Below are 20,381 nucleotides of genomic sequence, written 5' to 3' on the forward strand. Positions count from 1 at the left end.
TCTCTTATCTTTATTTATCCCAAAAATGAAAAAAACAACAAATGATTGTCATTTTTTCTATAAATGGCTAGACTTAGTGTATATAGCTTAACTTTTTTTGAAACAATATGTTGTTTTCATGATTATGACTGTATGTCTTAGCGTGCAATTTCCCAGAAAACAACCGGGCAAAAAAAGAATCAAGGGCTGTATGGCTCAGAATGATGCTTTCAAAATACATATCATTTTATTTCATCATCAATTTGCCTGTACAGCTTAATAAAACATTTTAAAGGGTGAATGGTCCAATGAGTATCCGTTTATTTGCTGATAGTGCATCCGATCTTCCAAAAGCTTTTTATGAGGAATACGATATAACAATGATCCCTCTGCGCGTATTAATTGATGACAACGAATATGAGGATATGGTCAATATCCAGCCTGAAGAAGTATTCCAAAAAATCAGGGAGGGGAAAATGCCTAAAACTTCTCAAGCATCACCTTCGTTTTTCCAGAAAATATTTACTGATCTCGCCAAAAGTGATGAGAAAGGCATTTATGTCACTTTCTCATCTGAGTTATCAGGAACCTATCAGACAGCAGTCATGATAAGGGATCAAATCAAAGATGAGTACCCCGCTTTAGATTTGACGATCATTGACAGTAAATGCGCTTCCCTAGGGTATGGTCTTGCTGTCAAAGAAACAGCGGAACTTGCAAAGAGCGGGGCTTCTGCTGATGAAATCATTTCCTTTGCCAAGTACAAATGTGAACATATGGAACATCTTTTCACAGTGGAAGATCTTGATTACCTGGCTAAAGGAGGCAGAGTATCGAAAGCATCTGCGTTCCTCGGAGGCCTTCTTAATGTCAAGCCTCTCCTTCATGTGGAAGATGGTAAACTTGTCCCAATTGAAAAGATCCGCGGCCGAAAAAAAGTCCTGAAGCGCATTCTCGACCTAATGGAAGAGAGAGGCGCAGACTTGGACCAGCAGGTTGTAGCTATCAGTCATGGTGATGATGAGGAACTTGCCCATGAAATGAAGAACTTGATACAGGAAAGGTTTCAGCCTAAAGAAGTTTATATCAACATTATAGGAGCTGCAGTAGGTTCCCATGCAGGCCCGGGTACACTGGCGATATTCTTTTCCAATCACTCCCCGGCTTCCGAGTAATAACGATTCCCTTTTTCGGAAAAGCTAAATCTGTATTAAGATTTAGAAGGGAGAATCCTATCTTGCCGCATACTTCAGATAACGATAAGAAGGCTAAAGACAATAATGCACTTCATCACGAGAAGAACATGATGAGAGAAAAAAACCGTAAAGCGGGCAAACGTCAATACTCCAAAAAAACAGACCACCTGTAAGATATACAGGAATCTATATGAGGGCCGGCTTTGGACTTAGACCAAAGCCGGCTTTTTTCTAATCATATACAATAAAGATAAAAACACCCTCGCTAAAAGTTGTATGGGGTTATTTCGTTGTCTATAATGTAACTAACAGGCCTTACATCTGGAATGTTGGCTTAGAAAGTGATACATAAGGAGGTCATTTCCATGGCAAAGGAAAATTCATTTGACGTAGTTTCACAGGTTGATTTCCCTGAAGTCAAAAACGCCATCAGTGCAGCACTTAAAGAAATTAAGACACGCTATGATTTTAAAGGAAGCAAAAGTGATATTTCATTGGACAAAGAAGAAATCGTACTGGTTTCTGATGACGACTATAAGATGGACCAGTTAAAGGATGTTTTGATCGGCAAACTCATTAAAAGAGGCGTTCCGGTCAAAAATCTTGACTACGGAAAAACGGAAGGCGCTTCCGGAGGCACAGTCCGCCAAAGAGCGAAATTAGTTCAAGGAATCGGGAAAGAAGATGCAAAAAAAATAAATACGCTCATCAAAAATTCTGGTGTTAAGGTAAAAAGCCAAATTCAAGATGATCAAATACGCGTAACCGGAAAAAGCAGAGATGATCTGCAGCAAATCATGGCAGCTATTAGAGAGGCTGATTTGTCTGTAGACGTCCAATTTATGAATTTCCGTTGATGGTGCTTCGTTTTTAATAGAGCCGGCTGGGTAAAATATATCCAACCGGCTTTTTTATATACCCTCTTTGAAACTGTTTCAGTATCAATTGCTGCTTTCATATCCCCCTCGGTAGCGGGATTTTCTCTCTCAACAGGAAGAACAGCTTTGGTCTTTTGCTTATCACGATATTTTAGTGAATTTGACGTAACTTTTGAAAATCATCAAGTTTAAGAGAAGCCGCTTTTATTAAGGGCTGCTTAACTTGCTGTAACATGTGATCGGTTAAGAAAGCATGACTGCTTGCTTAACAACAAGAGCTGATGATAATGACATTTTTCAGTTTTTATGAAATAAAGAAATCCAGGGAGGAATATCCATGACAAGTCGAATATTGGTCGTTGGCGGTGTTGCAGGAGGCGCGACTACAGCAGCACAGCTCAGAAGATTGGATGAGGAATGTGAAATCGTTATGTTTGAAAAGGATGAGCATATTTCGTTCGGAAACTGCGGGATGCCTTATTTTATAGGTGACATCATTAAAGAAAGAGATCATCTGTTTGCTGCGGATCCCAAATCCATGAAAGAACAACTAAATATTGATGTCCGCGTCTTCAATGAAGTTTTATCAATCGATCGAAATGAGAAGAGCATTAAAGTGAAAGATCTTCGTTCGAAAGAGGAGTATCATGAAAACTACGACTTCCTTGTACTGGCACCCGGGGCTGCCCCCTTCCTGCCTCCCATTAATGGCCTGAAAGAAAGCCGCCATTTTGTGCTTCGGAATATCGAAGACATGGATAGAATCAAAGAATTTCTTGAGACCAGGCACCCAGCCTCCTGTTCTATTATTGGCGGTGGATTTATAGGCATTGAAATGGCTGAGAACTTATCAGTCCTGGGAATGGATGTCAATCTGATAGAAGCATCACCCCATTTAATGGGTGTCTTGGATGAGGACATGAGTGAAATGATTGAAAAAGAAGTGAGAGAACATGGAGTCAATGTGTTTCTCAATGATGGCGTGCAGAAAGTGGATGATAAGGGAGTCATCATTACGCAGAGAGCCAATGAAATCCACTCAGATTTCATCATCGTTGCTACTGGTGTCAGACCGCAGACAAGGCTTGCAGGAGAAGCCGGGCTCTCGATCGGCAAGACTGGGGGCATAAAGGTAAATGAGTACATGCAGACCAGTGACTCCTCCATCTATGCTGTAGGTGACGCAGTTGAGAGCAAGAGCGCTATTTCAGGAAAACCTGTCAGAATACCGCTCGCGTGGCCTGCTCACCGGCAATCCTACATCGCTGCAAAGCACCTGACAGGGGATCCCATCCGTTTCAAAGGCCTCCTTGGTACATCCGTGGTTAAGATTTTCAGTTTGACTGCAGCTTCCACTGGTTTAAATGAAAAACAGCTTTTGGAAGAAAATATTGCCTTTCACACTGTTGCACATACAGGTAAATCACATGCAGGTTATTATCCTGGAGCTGAAAGAGTAAGTATTAAGATGCATTTCAGCGAAGAGTCTGGAAGGATACTTGGTGCACAAATCATAGGAGGTGAAGGGGTCGATAAAAGAATCGATATCCTTTCAGCCTGTATCAATGGAAATGTAACGGCTGATCGTCTGCAGGAAATTGAGACAGCCTATTCTCCACCCTATTCATCGCCTAAAGACCTTATTAACATAATCGGGTATAAAGCAGAAAGCATGATAAAAAATAAGCATCAGGATTAAAATTCCGGCAATCGGGTAAAGATAATTTGAAATTGAAGCAGCACTGTTACTATCTTGGCACAACGACATTTAAATCCTTAAACTCAATTCATTATCGAAGGAGTGAAGTATCTATGTCTCAAGAAAATAATTTTCCGCCCCAGCATCAGGATCATCAGCCAGGCACCGAAAAGGAGATGCATCCTCAGCCGAAATACATCGATGATAACTATAAAGGAAGCGGTAAACTGAAAGGCAAGGTTGCCCTCATCACAGGAGGAGACAGCGGAATCGGAAAAGCCGTCGCCCTTTACTTCGCTAAAGAAGGAGCAGATATCGCTATCGCCTACCTCGAAGAAGACCAGGATGCCCAGGAAACAAAGAGCCTTATTGAAAAAGAAGGCAGAACGTGTTTGCTGTTCTCTGGTGACCTCGGGAGTTCTTCCTACAGTGCAGAAGTAGTCCAAGAAACGGTGGATCATTTTGGACAGCTCGATATACTTGTCAACAACGCCGCAGAACAGCACCCTCAAAAGAGCTTGCTTGACATCTCTGATGAACAACTGGAAAAAACATTTAGGACAAACGTGTTTTCCTTCTTTTATTTGACAAAGGCAGCACTGCCGCATCTTAAAAGCGGAAGTTCAATTATAAATACAACATCTGTCACCGCTTACGCCGGGAATGAGCAGCTGCTTGATTATTCATCAACAAAGGGGGCAATCGTTGCGTTTACACGATCCCTATCCCAGTCACTGGCTTCACAAAACATCAGGGTGAATGGAGTGGCGCCTGGCCCTATTTGGACACCATTGATTCCCTCTACATTCCCTGAGGATAAGGTGGCTCAATTTGGAGCTGATACGCCGCTTGGCAGAGCAGGACAGCCATTCGAGCTTGCGCCGGCCTATGTCTACTTGGCAAGTGATGATTCACAATACACTACTGGACAAGTCATGCATGTAAACGGCGGAAAAATCGTAAATGGCTAATAGTAATGAAAACAGACAGCCCTCGATACCGAGGAGCTGTCTGTTTTGAGTGTGCGGTTATAGTTCCTAAAAAAGCCATACATAGAAGGCCAGCTTTCTATAAGGACTCAGTATTTTTCACCGTTTTCACCATACTGCATGAAGAACGTTCTACAATTTGATGAGGAATCGTTATCCTCTTCACAGGTTCGCGAGGATCCTCTATTTTTTGAATCAGGTTCCGTGCTGCCTGATATCCTAAGTCAAAAATATTGATATCGACTGAAGTCAGAGGCGGACGTGACATTTCAGCCAGCATAACGTTGTTGAAACTGATGATGGAAATATCATCGGGTACCGATATTCCCATCTCATTCAACGTATTCAATACCCCAAGAGACATTAAATCATCCGCAACCACCAGTGCAGTTGGCGGGTTCTTCAGCGTCATTAATTCCTTGACGGCTTCCTGGCCGCCTTCTCTTAAGAATTCTTCATGTACAATATATCTGTCTTCAAGAGGAATACCCGCATTTCTGAGGGATTTCTCATAGCCGAGCAGCCGTTCTACAGTAACAACCAGATTCAAATCGCCGCCCACAAAAGCTATGCGGTCATGTCCGGCTTTCAACAAGTAATCTGTAACTTCTTTCGTTGCCCTGAAATTATCGTTATCTACGTGTGTGATTTCATCGGCATGCTTAAACGGCTTTCCAATCACGACAAAAGGAAAATCTCTCTCTTTGAGGTACATCATGACTTTATCTTCAACTTTGGAATAAAGGAGTATGATTCCATCAACCCTTCCTCCTTGTACCATTTGAACGATTCCGTCATAGATTTCCTGGTCACTTTGGCCTGTGGTCATTTGCAAAGCATACTGCTTTTCATGTGCCCCTTCACTTAAACCTCGCAGTACCGTCGGAAAAAACGGATTTTGAAAAAATTTATCCGCTGATCCAGGCAATACAAGGCCAAGCACCTGGGTCGATTGGTTCGCCAGGCTTCTCGCGATGAAGTTCGGATGATACCCCAGCTTCTTCATTGCTTCTCTCACTTTTTGTTTTGTACTATCGCTAATACGGGAATTATTGGCTATCACTCTGGAAACAGTAGATGGCGCAACATTAGCCAGTTTTGCTACATCTTTTATTGTTACAGCCATATTTTTCTCCCCTTCCCCAATAACTCGAACCTATGATTGGAATTTAACGATCATTCAGCGTTTTTCCTTGCTTTACCTTTTTTCCAGACGTAATAAATAAAGATAAGGAAAATAATATATACAGCGGAAAGAGCTCCGATAAATCCATAGTTCAAGCCGCTTCTTTGCTGAAGTGTATAGACTTCAGCCTTTTCACGGTCAAGAATGATATCATAACTGTCCCCTTCTGCACGGACAAGGTCCCCTTCAACCAGGCCTCTAAGTTCCATTCCTTCCGGCAGCTGTGGTGATTTCAACTTGACACTCTGTGATTCACTGGTGTTATTAATCGCTACAATTAATGTCTCGTTCTCATCTTCACGTTTGAAGACTGCCATACCATCTTCTTCATACAGCAGTTCCATACTTCCCCTTGTAAGAGCCGTATGGGTATTTCTCAATTCACCAAGCTTGGTAATATATTCGACAAGCTCTTTATCCGTTCTGAAGTCCATTAATCGGCGGTTGTCAGGGTCTTCTCCCCCACTGAGAGCAATTTCAGAACCATAATAAAGAATCGGCAGGCCTGGAACAGTAAACATATATGCCAATGGCAGCTTCCAGCGTGTACCCGGGAACTGATTATTTTGTGTTACTAAATTTGTGAATCGCACCATATCATGATTATCAATGAACGTGCCCATCAAGTATGGGTTTTCAAAGTAAGTTTGGTTATACTGCCAAAAATTGAAGAGCCTGTCCATATCTGTGTCGGGCTTCTGGAAGACATCCCGCATCTCTTGAGCCTGCGGAAAATCTGCAAAGCCATCAATCCCTACTCCCTCATACTTGGCAATATTCCGAGGGTCGTAATCAAAGACTTCACCCAATAGGTAGAAATCTTCCTTTTCAGCTTTTACTCTTTCAGAGAACTCTTTCCAGAATTCCTGAGGAACATGCCTGACAGTGTCAAGCCGGTAGCCGTCAATATCCGTTTCTTCAATCCACCAGGCGGCAGCATCTAATAGGTATTGTTTCACTTCCGGATTTTCTGTATTCAAATCAGGCAGGTCATATAGCCAGTCATTTTGAAGGCTCTCTTCATCATTGAAATTCATCGGCTGTTTTTCGTGAAACCAATCTGCTTTTTCAGGATCATTCAACCACTCGTGATTTGGACCGACATGGTTAACAATAAAGTCCAATATAACTTTCATGTCACGTTTGTGTGCTTCGTCTACAAGTTCCTTGAACTTCTCCATTGACCCAAAATGTTCATCTGTATTATAAAAATCTTTAATCCAGTAACCGTGGTAGCCTTTTTCCTGGTTATCAAATACTGGTGTCAGCCAGATGCTTGTAAAACCCATATCCTTTATATAATCAAGCTGATCGATGACTCCTTGAAAGTCACCGCCCTGATAGGCCTTCGGATCTTTTTTGTCTACGTCATAATCGTTAGACTGATCACCATTGTTGAACCTGTCTATCATCAAAAAATAAATGGATTCGTCTTGCCATGTACGTTCTTCTTTTTCAGCAGCTCCTGCAGGGAGGGCGTAAAAAAGAAGAAACGGAATAAGAATAAGAGAAAATACTCTTCTTTTCATCTCCGCTCCTCCTTAAATTTAATTAGTTACGCCTTTAAGATTATCCTTTTGTTCCCCCTGCCGTCAATCCAGAAACAAAGTATTTCTGGAAGTACAGGAACAGGCCGGCAATCGGGATGGCGATAAGTACTGATCCCGCAGCGAACGTGGTGAATTCCGCTCCGAATTGTTTAGCCACCATATCATATAAAGCTACCGGCAAAGTATACTTCTCTTCCGATCTTAGCAGGATGCTGGCAATGATGAAGTCAGCAAACGGTGCAATGAATGAAAATAATGCAACGACAGCGATGATCGGTTTGGCAAGAGGCATAACAATCTGGAAGAAAATCCGAAAATGTCCCGCTCCGTCCATTTTCGCAGATTCATCAAGCTCCTTAGGAATCGTATCAAGATACCCTTTCATCAACCAAGTGTTCATCGGAATTTGTCCACCGACATATACAAGGATCAAACCAAGGTGTGTATCAAGCAGATCTGTTACCAAAGCCAGTACGAAAATGGCAATCAAAGCCGCAAAGTTAGGAATCATTTGCAGGATCAAAAATGTCATCAATCCATTTTTTCTCCCCACGAAACGATAGCGGGAGAATGCATAAGCAGTCAAGCTGACCATCAACACGGTTAAAGCCATAGTCGACAAGCTGACTTTCAATGAATTCCAATACCAAATCAAGTAGTTGCTTTGTTCTAAATCAAAAAGTTCCTTGTAGTGTGACAATGTTGCATTTTTCGGAATAATACTTGATCCGGATAAACTTTGGCCCGGGTTAAATGATGATCCAATGATCCACGCAACTGGATACAAGATGATAGAAAACATAATCGCAATGGCTATATAGGACAGTGTCAATCTGATGAGTTTCTGTTTTTTTAAATTCATATCACATCATATCCTCTTCTTGGAATGATTTTGTTCTTCTGAACTGCCATACCGCTATTGTGATAACAAAGATAGAAAGCAGTAAAGTGATAGCAGCTGCTTTAGAGTACTGAGCAGATGTCATGGTCAAGCTGTAAATCCATGAAATAAGGATATCCGTTCCGCCTGCATTCTGGCCGGTCAAAGCTGGACCGCCGCCGTTGAACAGATAGATGACATTAAAGTTATTAAAGTTGAATGTATATTGAGTGATCAAAATCGGTGCCGTTGCAAAAAGAACAAGCGGCAGAGTGATATTCTTGAATTTCTGGACGCTGGAAGCGCCGTCCACCGTGGCAGCTTCGTAAAGCTCATCCGGAATGGACTGAAGCACCCCTGTAGTCATGGCAAAGATAAATGGAAAACCGAGCCATGTCTGAATAAAGATCAATGCAATTCTGGTATACATTGCTTCAGTCATCCACGGGATGTCTCCTATACCAAGAAAAGCGAGGATATCATTGTTGATCGTTCCGAAAGATTCATTGAACATTCCCGCAAATATCAGGATGGACACGAATGCCGGGATAGCCCAAGGCAGGATGAAAACTGTCCTGATGATCGCTTTCCCTTTTAAATCTTTCTGATTGACCAGGATCGCCAGGAAGATACCAAGTGCAACCTGTGTTGTCGTTGCACCGAATGTCCAAACAAGCGTCCATGACAACACAGAGAAGAATGTGCTTCTCCAAATATCAATCTGGAAGATATCAATAAAGTTTTGAATCCCGATCCAGTCGACTAATTTTGCTGGAGGAGAGTGATATAGATCATAGTTCGTAAATGCCAGAAGCACAACGAAGATGATTGGGAATATAACCACGAACACTAACAGCAGGAAACCAGGAGACATGATCAGGTATGGAAACCCATTGTCTACAAGATTGCGGTATTGTTCTCTGATCGTGCTGAGCTTTTCACCGCGGTCTCTCTTCTCTCCGTTTCTAAATGCGTCATAAAGATTGAAGGCGTAGAAGCCTAATCCAAATAGAATGATGATGATTGCAAGAATCCCATATACCATCAAGAAAATGGAGTGGTCTTTATAAGGTGCTGCAGTACTTTCGCCAAGGGTAAAAATCCCCCAAAGTCCATAATCAATCAAATCACGGAATACGAAGATAAAGGCCGCAGCCATTATAAGGAAAAATCCGCCTTTTAATTTTTGTTTGTTGTAGAACTGACCCAGCCCGGGTATCAAGGAAAGGGCAAGCGCTGTTTTTCGATGTTTTGTCTGATAGGAATTTTCAGCCATCCTAAATTCCCCCTTCTTCTCTTTATATTTTTATAAGCTTCAGAAGCTTTATCAAGAAAGATACAATCTTTCTTCATGAAGTCACTGAAGAATTCTTACTGTTCAGAGATTTACTATACTTTAATATAGAAGACTGACTCAAGTAAGAGTCAGTCCCCTCTATTATGTTTAGTTTGAATGGTTCGCTTCGATATTTTGCTCGATTGTATCTACTGCTGAATCAAGGGCAGCTTTAGGCTCTTGTTTACCAGTAACGACCGTTTGCAAAGCATCTGCCATTGGATCCCAAACTTCTCCCATTTCAGGAATGTTCGGCATTGGCACTGCATGCTGAGACTGCTCAGCTACAGCTTTTGCTCCTTCGTTTTCAGCAATTGCAGGGTCATCTACAAGGGCTGTATTCGTAGGAACTTCTTTTGTTTGTTCAAATCGAAGTTTTGAATTCTCATCCTGTGTGATGAACTCGATGAACGTTTGTGCCCACTCTTGGTTTTCAGAGTAGCCGGATACGTGCCATCCTTTAACACCCATGAATGTTTTCATCGGCTCGCCATTTGGAAGCGTTGGCATTGCAGCTACACCAATTTCGATTCCTGCTTCTTCATAACTTTGGAAAGACCAAGGTCCATTCATTACAGAAGCAACTTTTCCTTCATTAAACAATCCATCCATTGCAGCTCCGCCGTTTTCACCGACGATCCCTTTAGGGAATAAACCTTCTTCATACCATTTTTGGATATATTCAGCACCTTCAACAGCACCGTCATTGTTCAAACCAAGATCTGCCGGATTTAATGCACCGTCATTCTCAGCGAAAACATATCCACCCATTCCTCCGATAGGAGCGTGAGCAAAGTAGTAGTTATCCCATAGCGCAAGGAAACCATAGTTTCCATCTTTAGTGAAATCAGTAGAGAACTCATATACTTCATCCATTGTAGCCGGAGCTTCTTCCATCAACTCTTTGTTATAAATGAATACTGGGGTTTCCGAAGATTTCGGAAGACCGTATAGTGTTCCCTCATAAGATTGAGCTAAAATAGAAGATTCAGAAAAGCGATCTACTATTTCTTGTTCAACATCAAGCTCTGCGATATGTCCTGCAAGAGCCATTTCTCCGATTTGGTCATGAGGCAGTGTAAGTACATCCGGGCCTGTCCCAGCCGGACCATCTAAACGAAGCTGTTCTTTCATCTTCGTAGCCATTTCTACTTCTTTGACTTCAATTTCAATGCCATGTTCTTCAGTAAACTTGGCACCTACTTCATCTAACCAGCCTGACTTTTTATCATCTTCCCAAACGACAAGCTTCTCTGGCTTGCTTGTTTCAGGTGTTGCGTTATCGTCTCCGCCTTGATTATTGTTTCCTGCTCCCTCTTCACGATTAGGTCCGCAGGCAGCCAATGCGCCTAAAACCAGCATGATTACCATCAATAATGATAGTGTCTTTTTCATTCTGACCCCTCCTGAGTACATAAAAATTAAATTGAACAACCGTTTGCACAAAACGACAAAAAATAAAAGGTATTAGATACCGCTTTCATATCTGTGAAACCGATTGCACAACCTACCCCTATTATAATGCTTATATTTATTTTGACAATACCTTTTTTATTTTTTTTTGAAAACGTTTTATTTATTGTATTGAAACATCTCCGTTGACTTTACTATAGATATGGAATAACCTTTAAGGGAATTTTAAAAAGGAGGCTGAAATATGCACTTAGAAGCTATCTATCACAGACCGAAAGATAACTATGCATACGCTTGCACTGATAAAGAAATACATATACGAATCCGAACGAAGAAGAATGACGTCAAAACAGTCTCGCTGCTGCATGGAGATCCTTACGAATGGAAAGACGGAAAATGGATTTATTCTTCCCTGCCTATGGTACATACCGGAACCGATCAGCTTTTCGATTACTGGTTCACTTCGGTTGAACCGCCTTTTAAGAGATTGCGCTACGGGTTCCTGCTTGAGGATGAACAAGAGGCACATTTTTATGGAGACAGGGGATTTCTCGATCAGCCGACCAATGATGTTGGAGATTACTTCTGCTTTCCATTCCTGAACTCAATCGATGTATTCCAAGCACCTTCCTGGGTCAAAGATACTGTCTGGTATCAAATATTCCCCGAAAGGTTTGCAAATGGGAATAAAGACTGGGATCCGGAAGGCACCCTTCCTTGGGGAAGCACAGATCCCAAACCGGATAATTTCTTCGGCGGTGACCTCCATGGTGTCATGGACGCTATTCCATATTTAAAAGAGCTGGGCATCACCGGTATTTATTTCACGCCAATTTTCAAAGCCTATTCCAACCACAAATATGATACCATCGATTATTTTGAGCTGGATCCGCAGTTCGGTGATAAAGAAACACTTAAAAACCTTGTAAAAGCATGTCACGAAAACGGAATCAAAGTTATGCTGGATGCCGTGTTTAACCACAGCGGACTGTATTTCCCACAGTTCCAGGATGTTTTGGAGAAAGGGGAAAGTTCAGCATTCAAAGACTGGTTCCATATCAGAGAGTTCCCGCTGCAAAAGGATCCTCTTCCAAATTACGATACTTTTGCTTTTGAACCGTCCATGCCGAAACTTAACACGGAAAATCCCGAAGTCAGGGATTACCTCCTGGAAGCCGCCCGGTATTGGATCAAGGAATTTGATATCGACGGCTGGAGACTGGACGTTGCGAATGAAGTGGATCATTCATTCTGGAGAGAGTTCCGTAAAGAGACCAAAGCCATTAAACCGGAACTATACATCCTTGGTGAAATCTGGCATGATTCAATGCCATGGCTGAGAGGCGACCAGTTCGATGCGGTCATGAACTACCCTTTCACCACCAATATCCTGAATTTGTTCGCCAAAGATACCATTAATCCAAGGCAATTCATGGAAAGTATGACACAAGTTGTTCATATGTATCCAAGGAATGTAATGGAGACCTCCTTCAATCTGGTTGGCAGCCATGATACTCCTAGAATTCTTACCGAATGCGGAGGCAACAAGGAAAAAGTGAAACAAATTTTCACCTTGATGCTTACTTTCATCGGATCTCCTTGTATCTATTATGGAGATGAAATCGGGATGACTGGAGGAGCGGATCCAGGGTGCAGAAAGTGCATGGAATGGGATACCGCGAAACAGGATAGAGGACTCTTCGAACATGTCCAGAAGTTGATTTCCCTCAGAAAAGAACATAAGCTTCTCGCCAATGATGGAACATTCACTTTCTTGCCTGCTGAGATTAATGACGATTTCATAGCTTATACCAAATCAGATGGAGAGAATACAATCGTCATTATTTTAAATGCGTCAGATAAACATGTCGTGTACCCTCTGCCATTTACTCTAAAAGGAAAGAAAATTACAGATGTTTGGCAGGATCAAGAATTTGCTGCAGATTCCGAAGATATAGGGGTGGAATTAAATCCGCTCGGCTTCAGCATCCTGCAATTTTAATGCAACTTCCTCCCGGCATAAGAAACTGCCGGGAGGAAGTTGTTTATTTCGCAGATGATTTTTAAAGAAATATACCTTTTATTTTTTCCAATCAGCCCTCCTGCTGATATTTTTTGAGTATAATTGAGTAATATAATTTATTAGAAAAGAGATGACTGCTTCATGAGTCTAGATAAGAAAAAACTTAGTCTTTACGCACTCACATGGCCGATTTTTGTAGAAATATTCCTGCATATGCTAATGGGGAATGCTGATACATTGATGCTGAGCCAATATTCGGATGACTCTGTGGCGGCTGTCGGGGTTTCAAACCAGGTACTGTCCTTAATCATTGTAATGTTCGGATTTGTTGCAACCGGGACCTCCATACTTGTCTCGCAAAACTTAGGTGCCGATAAGATCACCTCGGCACGGGAAGTAGCTGTAGTTTCGCTGATTATCAATCTGGCATTTGGATTTCTCTTAAGTGTGCTCATATTTGCATTTAACGGTCAAATTCTCAGCCTGATGGATATCCCTCAGGAATTGCGCGGCGAAGCATCCACCTATTTAACTATCGTTGGCGGTTTCTCCTTTATTCAAGCTTTAATTATGACAGCAGGCGCAACTCTGCGAAGCTATGAGTTTACTAAAGATGCCATGTATATCACTATTGGGATGAATATCTTGAACGTGATCGGAAACTACCTATTTATTTTCGGACCATTCGGTATTCCTGTCCTGGGTGTTGAAGGTGTATCCATTTCTACTGTTGTCAGCAGGACAATCGGCCTCATTGCCATTTCCTTTGTTTTAGTGAAACGGATTCCAGGGATTTTCTCCGTCAATCGGCTTTTTCCTGTACAGCACATTAAAGACCTGCTCAGGATCGGCATCCCCTCAGCGGGTGAACACCTGTCCTATAACGGTTCACAGATGGCCATCACTTACTTTATTGCCATTCTTGGGACTGAGGCATTGACAACAAAGGTATATGCTCAAAATCTCATGATGTTCATCTTTTTATTTGCCCTTGCCATCAGCCAGGGGACTCAAATCATGATCGGGCACATGATAGGCCGCAAAGACTTTCAATCGGCCTATGAAAGATGTATCAAAAGCTTAAAGACATCAATCATTATCTCCTTGGGAATGGCCGTTATTTTTGCATTGTTCTCTGAACCGCTTTTGAGGATCTTCACAAGCAATGATGACATCATTTATCTCGGAAGCATTTTAATCTGGCTGACCATCATCCTCGAACCAGGAAGAAGCTTTAATTTAGTCGTCATCAGCTCGCTCCGTGCAGCGGGCGACGTCAAATTCCCGGTTTACGTTGGTATCCTCTCCATGTGGGGAGTAAGTGTGTTTCTGTCTTATTTATTAGGAATTGTATTTGGACTCGGCTTGATCGGTGTCTGGATCTCCTTCATTGCAGATGAATGGCTCCGTGGACTGATCATGCTCCGCCGTTGGAGATCAAAAGTATGGATGGATAAAGGCTTTATAGGCAAAGCTTCAGCAAAATAACTCACCCCCCCTGCCTGTTCAAGCAGGGGGTTAATTTCGCTTTAATTCAGCCCATCCTCCCTCTTTTTTTCCTTTCCATCTAGTACTGTCCTGCTTATAGCTTGACCATATTTCCCATCCTTTCTTCAATACCCTCCGCTATTTTCTAACTGGTTTGATTAGAGGTGCATCCATTAAACAAATTTGAAGAAGAATCACTTTCAAATTCAGAGTGTATTTTTATTTAGCGCATAATGACTTTTCAAAAAAATTTTCATGTATCCACTTAAAGGCTTAGAGATTATTTTATCTCTAAGCCTTTAATCTACTATTAAGCTTTGCGAAAACAATCTCTCTAAAAAACCAGGCTTACTTGCAGTGGAAAAGCCCACTTTAAATTTTTTTAACATTAAAACGCTTACATAATTTTTATTAGTTGATTTTTTCAAGTATTCAGAATATGATAGGAAACATAACTAATTGATGTTAGTTTTTCTGACATCAAATTCAAGGAGTTGATATATATGAAAAAAATCGAAGCTATTATCCGTCCTGAGGTATTTCAAGCATTAAGAGAAGGCTTGGCTGCAAGTGGATTTAATGGATTGACCGTTTCTGAAGCTGCAGGCTGCGGCAAACAAAAAGGAAAACAAGGGTTGTTTCGAGGCACCACCTTTGAAGTAGCTCTCTCCCCGCGAGTAAAGGTTGAAATGATTGTAGAGGATTCTGAAACAGATGAGATTGTCGACTTGATCTGTGAATACTGTTCAACAGGAAAAGTCGGCGACGGTAAGATTTTCATCTCCGATATTCAGGAAGTAGTCAGGATCCGTTCCAAAGAACGCGGTAAGCAGGCCTTTATTTAATTTATTTACAAATGTCAAACTCTATTCTAAACACGTAAACCATTCTCCATCAAGACTCACTGCAGGCCCTTACTTTCTCTTACGCTTTATGACCACAAAGAATTTAAAATCAGGAGGAAAAATAATGCTGAAAAAAGTATCATCTTTATCTGCTTTACTTTTGCTGGCTGCCACTCCCGCTTTTGCCCAGACACCTACTGCCGCTAGTGTTCAGAGTTCCGTTGACGGTATGTGGATCATGACCGCAGCTTTATTGGTGTTTTTTATGCATGCCGGGTTTGCGATGGTGGAATCCGGGTTTACCCGCTCTAAAAATACGCTGAATATCCTTATGAAGAACTTCCTTACAATTTCCATCGCCTCTATCCTCTATTTTCTTGTTGGTTTTGGCTTGATGTTTGGCAGCACTGCCAACGGACTTACTGGTACGGATGGGTTCCTTCTGGCAGGCCGCGAAGACATCGGATTCTTTGTCTTCCAGGCAGTGTTCGCAGCAACTTGTGCGACGATCATATCAGGCGCAGTTGCAGAACGGATGAAATTAAGAAGCTATATGATTATTACCGTGGTTATTACAGGAGTCATTTATCCTGTTGTCGGACACTGGGTTTGGGGCGGAGGCTGGCTTTCAGAACTCGGCTTTGTTGATTTTGCAGGCTCCACTGTCGTCCACTTAAGCGGTGCAGTAGCTGCTTTCATTGCCGTTCTCTTCCTTGGACCGCGTATAGGCAAATATACCAATTCTAAAGTAAATGTCATTCCCGGCCACAACATCCCCATCGGAGCTCTTGGCGTTTTCATCCTTTGGTTCGGATGGTTTGGTTTCAATGGAGGAAGCACATTGGCTGCCGATCCTGATTTGGTGCCGCGGGTAATCACTGCAACACTCCTTTCTGCTTCAGCAGCTGTTTTATCTTCTGCTTTTTACACTGCATTCCGCTTTAACAGAATTGATCCTTCCCTGACATTGAACGGCGCTTTAGGAGGGTTGGTAGGAATCACAGCTGGATGTGCCAATGTTTCCATCGGGGGATCCCTTGTAATAGGACTCATTGCAGGAATACTATTGGTCGAGGGTGTACGCTTTATAGAAGTAAAATTGAAAGTGGATGATCCTGTAGGAGCCATTGCCGTGCACGGACTTTGCGGAATCTGGGGAACATTGGCTATTGGTTTCTTCGATGTATCAAATGGACTTTTCTATGGAGGAGACCTTTCCCTTTTAGGTACACAGGCAATCGGGGTGGGTGCTGTCATACTCTGGGTCGCTGCTTCTTCCGGTGCAGTCATCTATCTTCTCAACAAGGCCGATAATATCCGCGTCTCCAGTGAGGATGAGTTGGCTGGTCTCGATTTCTCCGAACATGGCGCCACTGCATATGAATTAAGTGAAACTGTGCTGACGTCGCACTCTAACCAGCCGAATACTGCTTTTGGTAAAGAGCTGGTGAGGAAGCTTGATGGCTTGAGTGTTCCACCTTCAAAGAAACAATATCACTGATAAAAAAGCGCAAGCGCCCCTTTTAGCCCCGACAGGCAAATGTTCCCCGGAGAAAAAAAGGCGGGCTTTCCTTTTACTCTCCGGGGGTTATTTGATCCCGAGGGGCTAAGTCCGTTCCAGTGGGTACGGACCCTAGGGCGCTGGAGCCGGATTCATAAAAAGCGGAAAGGCCCCGCTCAGCGGCGTACGGACTGTACCAGCCCCGCATGAGATAAAGGAATCACGAAGAACGAAGTGATTCGATGATAACTTATCGCAAGGAGGGGATGGGCAGTACGCTAGCCGCTGGGGCCTCGGAGCTGGATTAAGAAACGCTGCCTAATTTTCGATTTAAAAAAGTTATACTTTCTTATTTTGATGAATTCAAACCCCTTCCTGTTTACGGAAGGGGTTTTTCGTGTACCTTGAAGGGGTTTAATAGATTGATGATCAGGCTGTATTAGGGGCTTTCTGACTGCATCATTTTTCAACTTTACATTCAAGGCACTTCCTTCAACCAGACTATTAAACCATACACCCCGCCACTGCAAAAAAAAGCTCACACCGGTAAACGGCATGAACTTCAAAAGATCATCGATCCACAATATTAATATTGTAATCTTTGAACCAAACGTGCATCTGTGCGAGATGAGCGAGGAGCTGCGGTCCTGTCATCAACTGTCCGAACCAAGGGGTTTTAAAGGCTTCCCCGTTCGTTTCAACAAGGGACTTCAGCTTCCCATGATCAAATAACTCATAAAGTGCGCTTGATTTGTCTTCCAATATTTCCTCAAGCCAGTTCTTAACCAAGGAAGTGTAAACGGGATGGTGCGTCTTGGGATAAGGACTCTTCTTTCGGTAAAGCACTTCATCAGGTAAAGTCCCTTCCAGCGCTTTTCTCAGAATCCCCTTTTCCCTGTCTTCATGCATTTTCCATTTCCAAGGAATGTTCCAAACATATTCAACCAGGCGGTGATCAGCAAACGGCACACGTACCTCAAGGCTCGCTCCCATACTCATCCGGTCTTTTCGATCCAGCAGGGTCGTCATGAACCAGATAATATTCAGATAGAAGAGTTCCCTTCTTTTAGCTTCTATTGGGGTTTCACCTTCAAGAGCAGGGGTTTCTGCCACGGTTTCATTGTATTTCGAGAGTACATATTCTTCGAGATTTAACTTTTTACGTAAATCGGCTTTCAACAGAGACTGCCTCTCTTCTACAGATCTCATCCACGGGAAGCCTTTACGATTGAAATCATCTTCATTGTGGAACCATGGATATCCACCGAAAATTTCATCCGCACACTCCCCAGAAAGTCCGACAGTGAATTCGTTCTTAATTTCTCTGCAAAACCATAAGAGCGATGAATCGACATCAGCCATGCCAGGCAGATCTCTTACATGCACGGCCTCGGTCAGATAATTCTTTAATTTCTCCTGTGTAATGATGCAGTTATGATGGACAGTATTGAACGTATCCGACATCAGGTTAATCCATTTGCTGTCAGAGTCAGGTTGAAACTTATTGGATTTGAAATGCTCATCATTGCCCTCATAATCAATAGAATATGTGTGCAGCCTTCCTTTTCCTTCCTTTTTAAAGGCCTCTGCTGCAATGGCTGTGATGGCACTGGAATCCAGTCCTCCAGATAAAAACGTGCATAAAGGAACATCCGAAATCAACTGTCTGGTGATACTGTCTTTCACTAAGAAGCCCACTTTTTCAACCGTTTCATCAAAACTATCCGTGTGCTGGCCGCTTTTGACATTCCAATATCTCCAGACCTTCAGTCCATTTTTTGAGAATATCAAGGCATGCCCCGGTCTCAATTCCTTAACACCTTTAAAAACTCCCGATCCCGGTGAACGTGATGGTCCGAGTCCAAGGAGATCTGACAAGCCCTCTCTGTTGACTTCTGCTGGTATAGACGGATGGGCCAGCAATGCTTTTAATTCTGATCCGAATAGAAGACCACTATCTCTCTCTGTAAAGAAGAATGGCTTCACACCAAGCCGGTCCCTTCCGATAAATACCTGCTGTTTCTCGCTGTCCCATACAGCAAATGCAAAGATTCCGTTTAGATGCTGAACACAGTCCTCCCTCCACTCAATATAGGAAGTCAAGAGCACTTCAGTGTCTGAATGCCCCTTGAATGTATAGCCCTTGGAGATCAGTACTTTTCTTATATCCTCCGTATTATACAGCTCTCCGTTATAGCATATGACGAACCTGTATCCCTCCGCCTCTTTTGCCATCGGCTGTTTACCGCCTTCAGGATCTACGACTGTAAGCCTTTTATGCCCAAAAGCAGCATGAGTATCCAGCCATACATTGGAATCATCCGGTCCCCTTTTAGAGAGTGTTTCGGTCATAGTTTCCAAGATACCCCTGGAGTTTCTCAAGTCTTTTCTAAAGTTGATCCATCCTGTTATTCCGCACATTTCAGTCATCCTTTCTATTTCAGGCAAATTGGGCTAGATGCAATATGGATTATCATATGCAATCTTCAGAAAATGGTTAATTGTCTTATTTCACTTTTACTTTAAATGAATATGCTAAATTAGGCCCAAAATGTAGATAATGTTGATATAACATTTTCAGGTAAGGGGGGAAATAGGTGAATAACCTGTACAGAAAGAAGCTCCTTCAGCGGCAAAACCGCTCCTACACACTAGGAACTGTAGAATTCATTCATAATCAATGGGTGTTTTTTGATGATGAGTTGGATGAAGCGACCGATCTGGAATTTTACACACAGCAGGAAGTGGAAGTTTTTCGGGACCAGGGATGGGAAAGAGGGATATTAGAGTCTGAAGGCATTGTAAAGACACCTTACGATAAGACGAATCTCAAAGATACGGAAACAATCCGGATAAAAAAAGCACTGATCTATTCACTGGAAATGCTGATTGAGGAATTAAGTGATGATTCTTTTTTTCAATTTCTGACCAGCTTGAACTCACTTGAATTCTCTTTGTATGATTGTATATTCTGCCACAATCACCTTTGTTTTCTCGAAGACAGGAAAATCAGAGAAGGAGTGAACTTTTTGACGTTTGATAATGGAGAGACAGTGTGTTCGGTACAGCATCACTTTACTTATTATAAAAAACAACGTGACCGATTTGAGTTCACCTTGAGTACAGGAAAGAGAATCGTTATTGAAAAACTTGAATAAGACAAGATCAAAAGCGGAAGCGCCTTGACCAGCCCCGACAGGCAAATGTTCCTCAGAGAAAAAAAGGCGCTCTTTCCTTTTATTCTCTGAGGGTTATTTGACCCCGAGGGGCTAGGCGCTGCAGCTGGACGGATCAAAAGCGGAAGCGCCTTGACCAGCCGCAGCCGAGGAGGCTCATCTAGCTTCAGCGGCCAGCGACTAGCAGATTTCGGTCTCTCTCCTTGCGATAAGTCATCATCGAATCGCTAAGGCTCTTCGTG

16 protein-coding genes are annotated in these 20,381 nt (G+C 42.5%); 10 read left to right on the forward strand and 6 right to left on the reverse strand.

Annotation, left to right across the window (positions count from 1 at the left end):
• The first annotated feature begins 287 nt into the window (after positions 1-287).
• From FZC78_RS14810 to FZC78_RS14830, 5 genes are all read left to right on the forward strand, one after another.
• Positions 288-1,154 carry a DegV family protein gene (locus tag FZC78_RS14810; RefSeq protein ID WP_148940698.1) on the forward strand — a complete coding sequence of 289 codons (867 nt, stop codon included), beginning with the start codon at positions 288-290 and terminating at the stop codon, positions 1,152-1,154.
• A 62-nt stretch (positions 1,155-1,216) separates the two neighbouring features.
• Entirely contained in the window at positions 1,217-1,348 is a 132-nt protein-coding gene (locus FZC78_RS14815; protein WP_148940699.1) for a DUF3941 domain-containing protein, read from the forward strand.
• Positions 1,349-1,540: 192 nt separating this feature from the next.
• Positions 1,541-2,032 carry a YajQ family cyclic di-GMP-binding protein gene (locus FZC78_RS14820; protein ID WP_148940701.1) on the forward strand — a complete coding sequence of 164 codons (492 nt, stop codon included), beginning with the start codon at positions 1,541-1,543 and terminating at the stop codon, positions 2,030-2,032.
• Positions 2,033-2,390: 358 nt separating this feature from the next.
• Positions 2,391-3,752: a CoA-disulfide reductase gene (locus FZC78_RS14825; RefSeq protein WP_148940702.1), complete on the forward strand. Its 1,362-nt coding sequence runs from the start codon at positions 2,391-2,393 to the stop codon at positions 3,750-3,752.
• Positions 3,753-3,865: 113 nt separating this feature from the next.
• A complete protein-coding gene (locus tag FZC78_RS14830) occupies positions 3,866-4,723 on the forward strand; it encodes an SDR family oxidoreductase (protein WP_148940704.1) in 858 nt (285 codons plus the stop codon).
• A 97-nt stretch (positions 4,724-4,820) separates the two neighbouring features.
• Here FZC78_RS14830 and FZC78_RS14835 read toward each other — a convergent pair whose 3' ends face one another.
• The 5 genes from FZC78_RS14835 to FZC78_RS14855 form a co-directional block, all read right to left on the reverse strand.
• The gene (locus FZC78_RS14835; protein ID WP_148940705.1) at positions 4,821-5,867 is read right to left on the reverse strand and encodes a LacI family DNA-binding transcriptional regulator; all 1,047 of its coding nucleotides are present in this window, start codon (positions 5,865-5,867) and stop codon (positions 4,821-4,823) included.
• 50 nt (positions 5,868-5,917) lie between these two features.
• On the reverse strand, positions 5,918-7,456 hold the full coding sequence (locus FZC78_RS14840; protein ID WP_148940707.1) for an alpha-amylase family glycosyl hydrolase: 1,539 nt from the start codon (positions 7,454-7,456) through the stop codon (positions 5,918-5,920).
• Positions 7,457-7,496: 40 nt separating this feature from the next.
• Positions 7,497-8,339, reverse strand: a complete 843-nt coding sequence (locus FZC78_RS14845) for a sugar ABC transporter permease (protein WP_148940709.1) — start codon at positions 8,337-8,339, stop codon at positions 7,497-7,499.
• A gap of 1 nt (position 8,340) precedes the next feature.
• Complete coding sequence (locus FZC78_RS14850; protein WP_148940711.1) at positions 8,341-9,633, reverse strand: carbohydrate ABC transporter permease; 1,293 nt, start codon at positions 9,631-9,633, stop codon at positions 8,341-8,343.
• A 168-nt stretch (positions 9,634-9,801) separates the two neighbouring features.
• Complete coding sequence (locus FZC78_RS14855; protein WP_148940713.1) at positions 9,802-11,088, reverse strand: extracellular solute-binding protein; 1,287 nt, start codon at positions 11,086-11,088, stop codon at positions 9,802-9,804.
• Between the two features lie 262 nt (positions 11,089-11,350).
• Between FZC78_RS14855 and FZC78_RS14860 the strand changes: the two genes are divergently transcribed.
• The 4 genes from FZC78_RS14860 to FZC78_RS14875 all read left to right on the forward strand — a co-directional run bounded on the left by FZC78_RS14860 (position 11,351) and on the right by FZC78_RS14875 (position 16,963).
• The gene (locus FZC78_RS14860) at positions 11,351-13,108 is read left to right on the forward strand and encodes an alpha-glycosidase (RefSeq protein WP_148940715.1); all 1,758 of its coding nucleotides are present in this window, start codon (positions 11,351-11,353) and stop codon (positions 13,106-13,108) included.
• A gap of 162 nt (positions 13,109-13,270) precedes the next feature.
• Complete coding sequence (locus FZC78_RS14865; RefSeq protein ID WP_148940717.1) at positions 13,271-14,617, forward strand: MATE family efflux transporter; 1,347 nt, start codon at positions 13,271-13,273, stop codon at positions 14,615-14,617.
• Between the two features lie 503 nt (positions 14,618-15,120).
• On the forward strand, positions 15,121-15,462 hold the full coding sequence (locus FZC78_RS14870; protein WP_148940719.1) for a P-II family nitrogen regulator: 342 nt from the start codon (positions 15,121-15,123) through the stop codon (positions 15,460-15,462).
• A 124-nt stretch (positions 15,463-15,586) separates the two neighbouring features.
• Positions 15,587-16,963, forward strand: a complete 1,377-nt coding sequence (locus FZC78_RS14875) for an ammonium transporter (protein WP_148940720.1) — start codon at positions 15,587-15,589, stop codon at positions 16,961-16,963.
• 570 nt (positions 16,964-17,533) lie between these two features.
• Here the strand turns inward: FZC78_RS14875 and asnB are convergent.
• Positions 17,534-19,384 (reverse strand): asparagine synthase (glutamine-hydrolyzing), encoded by a 1,851-nt coding sequence (asnB, locus tag FZC78_RS14880; RefSeq protein WP_148940722.1) that lies wholly within the window; start codon positions 19,382-19,384, stop codon positions 17,534-17,536.
• Between the two features lie 176 nt (positions 19,385-19,560).
• Between asnB and FZC78_RS14885 the strand changes: the two genes are divergently transcribed.
• Positions 19,561-20,121 (forward strand): DUF2777 family protein, encoded by a 561-nt coding sequence (locus tag FZC78_RS14885; protein ID WP_148940724.1) that lies wholly within the window; start codon positions 19,561-19,563, stop codon positions 20,119-20,121.
• The last annotated feature ends 260 nt before the right edge of the window (positions 20,122-20,381 follow it).

Origin of the sequence: Rossellomorea vietnamensis, from assembly GCF_008180415.1 — a bacterium.
GTDB lineage: Bacteria > Bacillota > Bacilli > Bacillales > Bacillaceae_B > Rossellomorea > Rossellomorea vietnamensis_C.

Excerpts from the sequence above, each read along its gene's own strand:
- FZC78_RS14820 (WP_148940701.1), top strand. The coding sequence starts at position 1,541 with ATGGCAAAGGAAAATTCATTTGACGTAGTTTCACAGGTTGATTTCCCT.
- FZC78_RS14835 (WP_148940705.1), bottom strand. The coding sequence starts at position 5,867 with ATGGCTGTAACAATAAAAGATGTAGCAAAACTGGCTAATGTTGCGCCA.
- FZC78_RS14850 (WP_148940711.1), bottom strand. The coding sequence starts at position 9,633 with ATGGCTGAAAATTCCTATCAGACAAAACATCGAAAAACAGCGCTTGCC.
- FZC78_RS14875 (WP_148940720.1), top strand. The coding sequence starts at position 15,587 with ATGCTGAAAAAAGTATCATCTTTATCTGCTTTACTTTTGCTGGCTGCC.
- FZC78_RS14860 (WP_148940715.1), top strand. The coding sequence starts at position 11,351 with ATGCACTTAGAAGCTATCTATCACAGACCGAAAGATAACTATGCATAC.
- FZC78_RS14870 (WP_148940719.1), top strand. The coding sequence starts at position 15,121 with ATGAAAAAAATCGAAGCTATTATCCGTCCTGAGGTATTTCAAGCATTA.
- FZC78_RS14825 (WP_148940702.1), top strand. The coding sequence starts at position 2,391 with ATGACAAGTCGAATATTGGTCGTTGGCGGTGTTGCAGGAGGCGCGACT.
- FZC78_RS14845 (WP_148940709.1), bottom strand. The coding sequence starts at position 8,339 with ATGAATTTAAAAAAACAGAAACTCATCAGATTGACACTGTCCTATATA.
- asnB (WP_148940722.1), bottom strand. The coding sequence starts at position 19,384 with ATGTGCGGAATAACAGGATGGATCAACTTTAGAAAAGACTTGAGAAAC.
- FZC78_RS14855 (WP_148940713.1), bottom strand. The coding sequence starts at position 11,088 with ATGAAAAAGACACTATCATTATTGATGGTAATCATGCTGGTTTTAGGC.
- FZC78_RS14830 (WP_148940704.1), top strand. The coding sequence starts at position 3,866 with ATGTCTCAAGAAAATAATTTTCCGCCCCAGCATCAGGATCATCAGCCA.
- FZC78_RS14810 (WP_148940698.1), top strand. The coding sequence starts at position 288 with ATGAGTATCCGTTTATTTGCTGATAGTGCATCCGATCTTCCAAAAGCT.
- FZC78_RS14865 (WP_148940717.1), top strand. The coding sequence starts at position 13,271 with ATGAGTCTAGATAAGAAAAAACTTAGTCTTTACGCACTCACATGGCCG.
- FZC78_RS14840 (WP_148940707.1), bottom strand. The coding sequence starts at position 7,456 with ATGAAAAGAAGAGTATTTTCTCTTATTCTTATTCCGTTTCTTCTTTTT.